This is a genomic window from Actinomadura kijaniata NBRC 14229 (assembly GCF_001552175.1).
Classification (GTDB): Bacteria; Actinomycetota; Actinomycetes; order Streptosporangiales; family Streptosporangiaceae; genus Spirillospora; species Spirillospora kijaniata.
The window spans coordinates 1-6,692 of the sequence record NZ_BCQR01000290.1 but is presented as its reverse complement, the minus strand read 5'-3'; the positions used below and the strand labels follow the sequence as shown (position 1 = coordinate 6,692).

Genomic DNA, 6,692 nt, shown 5'->3' with positions numbered 1-6,692 from the left:
GCCGGAGGCGTGGGCGCGACCGGCACCGGCACCGCCGCCGGGGCCACGGCGGGCAAGGGCGTGCTGGCCACCGCCACCGGCAAGGCCGCGCTCGCCGTCGCCGGAACGGCCGTCGTCGCGTCCGGCGCGTTCGTCGCGGTCCAGGCGACCGGCGACGACCGGCCGACGCGTCCGGCCGCCACCGCCGCGCCCACCGCCGTGGTGCGGGTCGCGTCCCAGTCCCAGACCCAGACGGTCGCGTCCCTTCCGATCCAGCTCGACAACGCGCAGTACGTCACGGTCAGCGGCCTGCGCGACACCGCGCTCCAGCAGCGCGTCAACACCGCCCTGCGCGCGCCCGTCGACCGCGCGCTGCGGATCGGCCGCCAGTTCGCCTCCGACCCGGCCGCCCGCCGGGCGTGCGCGGGCAAGCCGGAGAAGGTCCGCACCACCGTCGAGACCGGGCTGAGCGGTCCCCGCCTGCTGTCGGCGCGCTACGACCTGTTCTCCGACTGGTGCCAGTCGGCCGACGGGCAGCCGCCCGGTGAGGTCGTCACGGTCGACCTCACCACCGGCAAGCGCCTCACCGCCACCGACGTGTTCCGGGCCGAGACCCTCACCAAGGCGGGACTGGCGCGCCTGAAGCGCCTGGTCCCGGAGCGGAACCCCAACCCGGGCGACATGTCCTGGCATGAGCGGTGCCTGAGCGGCGAGGGGTTCACCCGCGCCCACCTGTCCCCCACCGTCGTGCCCGGCAACACGTCCGTGTCCGGTGACAACCCGCCGAGCCTCAGCGCGTTCCTCACCCCCACCAGGTTCGAGCTGGCGTGGTTCACCTCCGGCAGCGACGGGTGCCACCGGGGCCGGTTCGCCGCCCCCTACGGCAAGGTCCGCGAGCTGCTCAAACCCGAGTTCGCGGCGTTGCTGCCCGCCTGACCTCCACCGGTCCCGATCCTGACAAAAGCGGCGTGTTCTGGTTGCATGCCGCCATGGCCGACCACGAACACGCGGCGCGCTGGGCGGCGGAGGCGATCCGCCGCCTGGACGCCGAACGCGAGCACGCCCCGCCGACGCCGCTGGTCCGCTTCCCCCTGCCCGACGGCTGGGACGTCACGCTCTGGTTCAAGGACGAGTCGGCGCACCCGACCGGCAACCTCAAGCACCGGGCGGCGCGCGCGCTGTTCCGGCACGCCGTCGCCTCCGGCCGCGTCACCGAGGGCGCCTCGGTGGTGGAGGCGACCGGCGGCGGCGCCGCGCTGTCCCAGGCGTACTTCGCGCGGATGCTCGACCTGCCCTACACCGCCGTGATGCCCGGCGCGCCCGACCCCGCCCGCGCCGCGCCCGTCAAGGAGCTGGGCGGCGACTGCTGCTTCGTCACCCCGCCCCTGGCCGTCTACGAGGAGGCGCGGCGGCTGGCCGACGACACCGGCGCCTGCTACCTGGACCAGTTCACCTGGGCCGAACGGACGCTGGACTGGCGCGGTGACGACCTGGCCGGGGAGCTGTTCGGGCAGCTTCCGGGTCCGCCCGCCTGGCTGATCGTCGGCGCGGGCACCGGCGCGACCTCCGCCTCCCTCGGACGGCACATCCGTTCCCACGGGCTGCCCACGCGGCTGGCGGTCGTCGACCCGGAGAACTCCGCGTATTTCCCAGGTTGGGCTACGGGGGCGCGCGACTACGCGACCGGCATGCCGTCGCGCATCGAGGGCATCGGGCGGCCCCGCATGGAGCCGGGCTTCCTGCCGTCGCTGGTCGATCTGATGGTGACCGTGCCCGACGCCGCCAGCGTCGCCGCCGCCCGCGCGTTCCGGGCCGCCACCGGACGCCCGGTCGGCGGCTCCACCGGCACCAACCTGTGGGGCGCGCTGCACCTGGCCGCGGCGATGCGGGAACGCGGCGAGCGCGGAACGGTCGTCTCGCTGGTCTGCGACGCGGGCGACCGCCCCCTGCGCACCGTGCACAGCGACGAGTGGGCGCGGGACAAGGACCTCGACCCCGCGCCGTTCGCCGAACGGATCGACCGCCTCCTCGACGGCGGCCCCTGGGAGTGACCGGCCGGCGACGCCAGCCGGAACGGGAACCCCACGCGCCCCGGTGACGTCCCAGCCAACGAGCCGGACCACGGACCCGCCGCCAGGCGCGCGACCGCGCCCGGGTTCCGTACTCCAGGAGGGGGTCGCGATGGTGGCAGCCGAGGAAGCCCTCTCCCCCGGCCACCATCGTGCCGAGGTGCCGCGCCGCGCCGACCCGGCGCGCCGCAGGGTCGAGGAGCTGTGCCGTGTCGACCTGGTGCGGCGGGGCGTCGGCGTCGCCGTGCTGGCGGCGTCGCTGGGGTACCTCGGCTGGGCCGTGGCGGACGTGCCCGACGCGCCCTGGCTGTTCGTGCCGTTCCTGCTGGCCAACGCCTTCCTCGTCACGCTGCTGGGCATCACGGTCGTCAACAACTGGCAGCGCCGCCCGCCGGACGTGCCCGAGCCCGCCCCCTACGCCGCCCCGCACGTCGCGGTCCTCGTGCCCACCTACAACGAGCCGCCCGCCATGCTGCGCCGCACCCTGGAGAGCGTCCTGGACCAGCGGTGGCCGCACGACCGCCTCGTCCTCGTGGTCGGCGACGACGGGCACCGGCCCGCGATCCGCGCGATGGTCGAGGACCTCGCCCGCCGCCACCCGGCGGCCGTCGTCCGCTACCACCTGCCGCCGCGCAAGGGAGATCCCGACCGGCGCGGCTCCGCCAAGGACGGCAACCTCAACTCCATGCTCGCCCTCGTCGAGCGCGAGCACCCCGCCGCGGAGTTCGTCGAGACGCGCGACGCCGACGACCTGGTGGGCGACCCGGGGTTCCTGCACCTGACGGTCGGGCGGCTCGCGCACCGGCCGGACGTGGCGTTCGTGCAGACGGTCAAGGACGCCACGGTCAGCCCGGGCGACCCGTTCGGCAACCGGCGGCGCTTCTTCTACCGGGGCATCATGCTGTCGCGGGACCGCGCCGGCTCGGTGTTCCCGTGCGGCAGCGGCCTGGTGTGGCGGCGCTCGGCGCTGGAACGCATCGGCGGCTTCCCCACCTGGAACCTGGTGGAGGACCTGTACTCCGGGTACGTCGCCCTCCAGCACGGGCTGCGCGGCGAGTACCTGCCGGTCGCCGGGGCCGTCGGGCAGATCGCGCCCGAGGACGTCCCGAACGTCTACAAGCAGCTCGGCACCTGGGCGCTGGACACGCTGCGGATCTTCTTCTGGCGGTCGCCGGTCCGCGCGCCCGGCCTGACCGCGCGGCAACGCCTCCAGTTCCTGGAGATGGGCCTGTTCTACCTGTCGAGCCTCCCGTCGCTGGTGCTGATGCTCACCCCGGCGCTGTGCCTGCTCTCGGGCGTGCGGATGTTCCAGTCGGACGCGGTCGCGCACTTCACCTACTCGATGCTGTACGTCGCGCTCATCGGGCTGCACACGTTCGTGCTGGGCAACGGGGTGTCCTGGCAGGACGTGTTCCGGGCCAAGCAGATCTGGGTGGGGCTGACGTTCGTCTACGTCAACGCCTGCGTGCAGGCCCTCCGCTACGGCCCGCACCGCAAACCCGTCTACCGCGTGACCCGCAAGGAGCACCGCGCGGGGATCTACCTGCGGCAGGTCGCGCCGCAGATCGCCCTGCTCCTGCTGCTGGGGACGGCGCTGACCGTCCACCTGGCCCGGCAGTACGGCCGGGGCACGCTCGACGGCCTCGACCTGGGCTCGATCTTCTGGGTGCTGAACTACGGCGTCCTGCTGCTGTCCTTCATCCGGCTCAGCTGGTTCGGCGTCCGCCGCCCCGAACGCCCGGCGGCGGACCCGGTGCGCGTGGGCGTTCAGGAAACCTGAGAGGCGAACCTGAGAGGCGAACCGGCATGCTCCCCACCACGGACCACCTCGGCCCCCTCACCGAAGCCCAGGTCCAGCGGGCCCTGGACCGCTTCGGCCTGGGACGCCTGGTCTCCGCCGAGAAGGCCCCGCACGGCGGCTTCGGCCAGAACCTGTTCCTCACCACGGGGCGGGGCGACTACGTCCTGCGCGGCAGGCCGCACTACCGGGGCCAGTTCGAGGCCGAACGCTTCTACGCCGAGGCCCTGCGGCGGCACACGCGCGTGCCCGTCCCCTGGCCGTACCTGGTGGACGAACGCGCCGACGTCTTCGGCTGGCCGTACGTGCTCATGCCCCGGCTGGAGGGTCTCCACCTGTCCGACGGGGACACCCGCTCCGCGCTGGACCCCGCCCAGCGCGCCGGCGTGGCGCGGGCCCTCGGCGAGACCCTGGCCGAGATGCACACCCTCACGCGGGACCGTCCCGGCCGCTACCACCCCGTCGTGCGGCAGGTCGTCCCCCTGGAGCCGCCGGACGCCTCGGTCTGGGCGCTCCCCGACCCCGCCCCCGGACCGGACGCGGGGGAACCCTACGCCTCCTGGGTGACGTCCCGGACGCTGGCCAGGCTCAGGACCGCGCGCCGCCACCGCCCCTCCGCGACGACCCCCGACGACCTGGCCTGGGCCGGGGACCTGCTGTCCCGGAGCGCCCCGGCGCTGTCCCGGCCGTTCCGGCCCTGCCTGGTCATGGAGGACTTCAAGGAGGGCAACCTGGTGGTCGTCCACCGGGACGGGCGCTGGCGGGTCAACGGCGTCTTCGACCTGGCCCAGTCCTATTTCGGCGACGGCGAGACCGACGTCGCCCGGACGCTGTGCGCCTACCTGGACGAGCATCCGCCGACGGCGGCCGCGTTCCTGGACGCCCACCGCGCCGCGGCCCCGCCCCGTCCGGGCTTCGCCGAACGGGCCGGGGCCTACCTGCTGCTGGACCGGGCCCTGCTGTGGGAGTTCTTCCAGCGCCGGGCCCTGCGCTGGTGGCCGGAGACCTGGACCTTCCGCGACTGGGCCGGCCGCTACCTGTCGCTCATGGACGAGGTCCTCTGAACCGGCGGCCGGGAACGGGTCAGGGACGCCACTCGGGCCGGTACCCGGGATGGTCGGCGTAGGTCTGGGCGAGCAGCCGCAGCACCCGTTCCCGCGCCGACTGCGCGCCCTCGGCCTCCGCCGTCCGGCCCCTGCGCTCCAGCACCCAGGCGGCCTTCTCGTACTCGTCCAGGACGCCGCGCACCGCCTCGGCCCCCCGCAACGCGCGGGCCGGGTCGTGGCGGGCGATGTGCTCGGCGTAGGACTCGTTCTCCACCGACGCCACGAACCCCAGGCGGCCCCACGGCTCCCCGCCCTTCGCCGACGCGGTGTCGACGGTGACGTTCCCCGGCCCCTCGGTCCGCCACGGGGCCGCCGCGGCCGCCCGCGCGACCTGCTCGTCCCGGGCGACCCGCGCCCGCAGGAACTCCACCAGCTCCCGCATCACACCGCCCCGGCGCGGTAGACCACGACCGAGACCGCGATGTACTGCAGGACGTAGGCGGCGACCGTGAAGGCGTGGAACACCTCGTGGAAGCCGAACCAGCGGGGCGACGGGTCGGGACGGCGCAGCCCGTAGACCAGGCCGCCGAGGCTGTAGAGCACGCCGCCGAGCGCGACCAGCACCGCCACGACGATCCCGGTGCCCTCGATGAACTGCGGCACGAAGAACGCCGCCACCCAGCCCAGCCCGATGTACAGCGCGGTGTAGAGCCAGCGCGGCGCGTTGGTCCACAGGATCCGGAACAGCACGCCCGCCACCGCGCCGCCCCACACCACCGCCAGCACCAGCGTGCGGACCGTCCCCTCCAGGATCAGGTACGCGAACGGCGTGTAGGTCCCGGCGATGATGAGGTAGATGTTGGCGTGGTCGAAGCGCCGCAGCACCTCGGCGACGCGCGGCGACCAGCGGCCCCGGTGGTAGGCCGCCGACACCCCGAACAGCAGCGCCGACGTCAGCGCGTACACCGCCGCGCACAACCGGGCCGCCAGTGTCGGGCCGAGCGCCGTCAGCAGCACCCCCGCGACCAGGGCGACCGGGAAGGTCCCCAGATGGAGCCAGCCGCGCAGTCGGGGTTTCACCGCCTGGGCGATCTCGACCGGACGTCGCATCGACACCTCCTGATGTTCTCGTCGGTGCGATCAGCGTAACCCGGCTCCGACCCGGTGCCCCGGTGATTCGGCGCACCCTGGCCACCGCGGCGGGCACCGGCCTTGACGATGTAAGGTTCGGACTGATCCTTACGTGCGTCGAGGACGAGGAGTGCCGCGTGCAGATCGGGTTCGCCGTTCCGGTGTCGGGCGCCTGGGCCACGCCCGCCAACCAGGTGACGATCGCCCAGCGCGCCGAGGCGCTCGGCTACCGCTCGGTGTGGACGCTGCAACGGCTGCTCAACCCGGCCGGCTCCCCCGACCTGCCCTACCGCAACGTGGCCGACCCGCTCATCACCCTGGCCTACCTGGCGGCCCGCACCGAGCGGGTGCGGCTGGGCGTGGCGATCGTCAACATGCCGTTCGTGGCGCCGCCGGTGCTGGCCAAGCAGGCCGCCACCCTCGACCTGGTCTCCGGCGGGCGGCTGGACCTGGGGCTCGGGCTGGGGTGGATGCCCGAGGAGTTCGCGGCGGTGGGCGTGCCCATGGACCGGCGGGGCGCGCGCGGCGAGGAGTACCTGACGGCGCTGCGCGCGCTGTGGACCGGCGAGGTGGCCGAGCACCACGGCGAGTTCTACGACTTCCCGCCGGTGCGGATGGAGCCCGGGCCGGTGCAGCGGCCCGAGCCGCCGATCCTGCTGGGCGGCGCCG

7 protein-coding genes are annotated in these 6,692 nt (G+C 74.4%); 5 read left to right on the top strand and 2 right to left on the bottom strand.

Annotated elements, in window-relative coordinates; all coding sequences use genetic code 11:
• From AKI01S_RS52360 to AKI01S_RS47640, 4 genes are all read left to right on the top strand, one after another.
• Positions 1-915: hypothetical protein (locus AKI01S_RS52360; protein WP_176582798.1), on the top strand; the 915-nt coding region annotated here is incomplete at its 5' end.
• A gap of 53 nt (positions 916-968) precedes the next feature.
• Positions 969-2,030, top strand: a complete 1,062-nt coding sequence (locus AKI01S_RS47650) for a PLP-dependent cysteine synthase family protein (RefSeq protein ID WP_067833511.1) — start codon at positions 969-971, stop codon at positions 2,028-2,030.
• A 130-nt stretch (positions 2,031-2,160) separates the two neighbouring features.
• Positions 2,161-3,828: a glycosyltransferase gene (locus AKI01S_RS47645; protein ID WP_084000961.1), complete on the top strand. Its 1,668-nt coding sequence runs from the start codon at positions 2,161-2,163 to the stop codon at positions 3,826-3,828.
• A gap of 26 nt (positions 3,829-3,854) precedes the next feature.
• Positions 3,855-4,910 carry a phosphotransferase family protein gene (locus AKI01S_RS47640; RefSeq protein ID WP_067833505.1) on the top strand — a complete coding sequence of 352 codons (1,056 nt, stop codon included), beginning with the start codon at positions 3,855-3,857 and terminating at the stop codon, positions 4,908-4,910.
• 19 nt (positions 4,911-4,929) lie between these two features.
• Here AKI01S_RS47640 and AKI01S_RS47635 read toward each other — a convergent pair whose 3' ends face one another.
• Entirely contained in the window at positions 4,930-5,334 is a 405-nt protein-coding gene (locus AKI01S_RS47635) for a DUF6221 family protein (RefSeq protein WP_067833502.1), read from the bottom strand.
• Entirely contained in the window at positions 5,334-6,002 is a 669-nt protein-coding gene (gene trhA / locus AKI01S_RS47630) for a PAQR family membrane homeostasis protein TrhA (RefSeq protein WP_067833500.1), read from the bottom strand. The genes AKI01S_RS47635 and trhA overlap by 1 nt, the downstream gene beginning before the upstream one ends.
• A gap of 62 nt (positions 6,003-6,064) precedes the next feature.
• On the opposite strand from trhA, the gene AKI01S_RS47625 reads away from it, so the two are divergent.
• A partial coding sequence (locus AKI01S_RS47625) for a TIGR03619 family F420-dependent LLM class oxidoreductase (RefSeq protein ID WP_245682092.1) occupies positions 6,065-6,692 on the top strand: 628 nt, incomplete at its 3' end.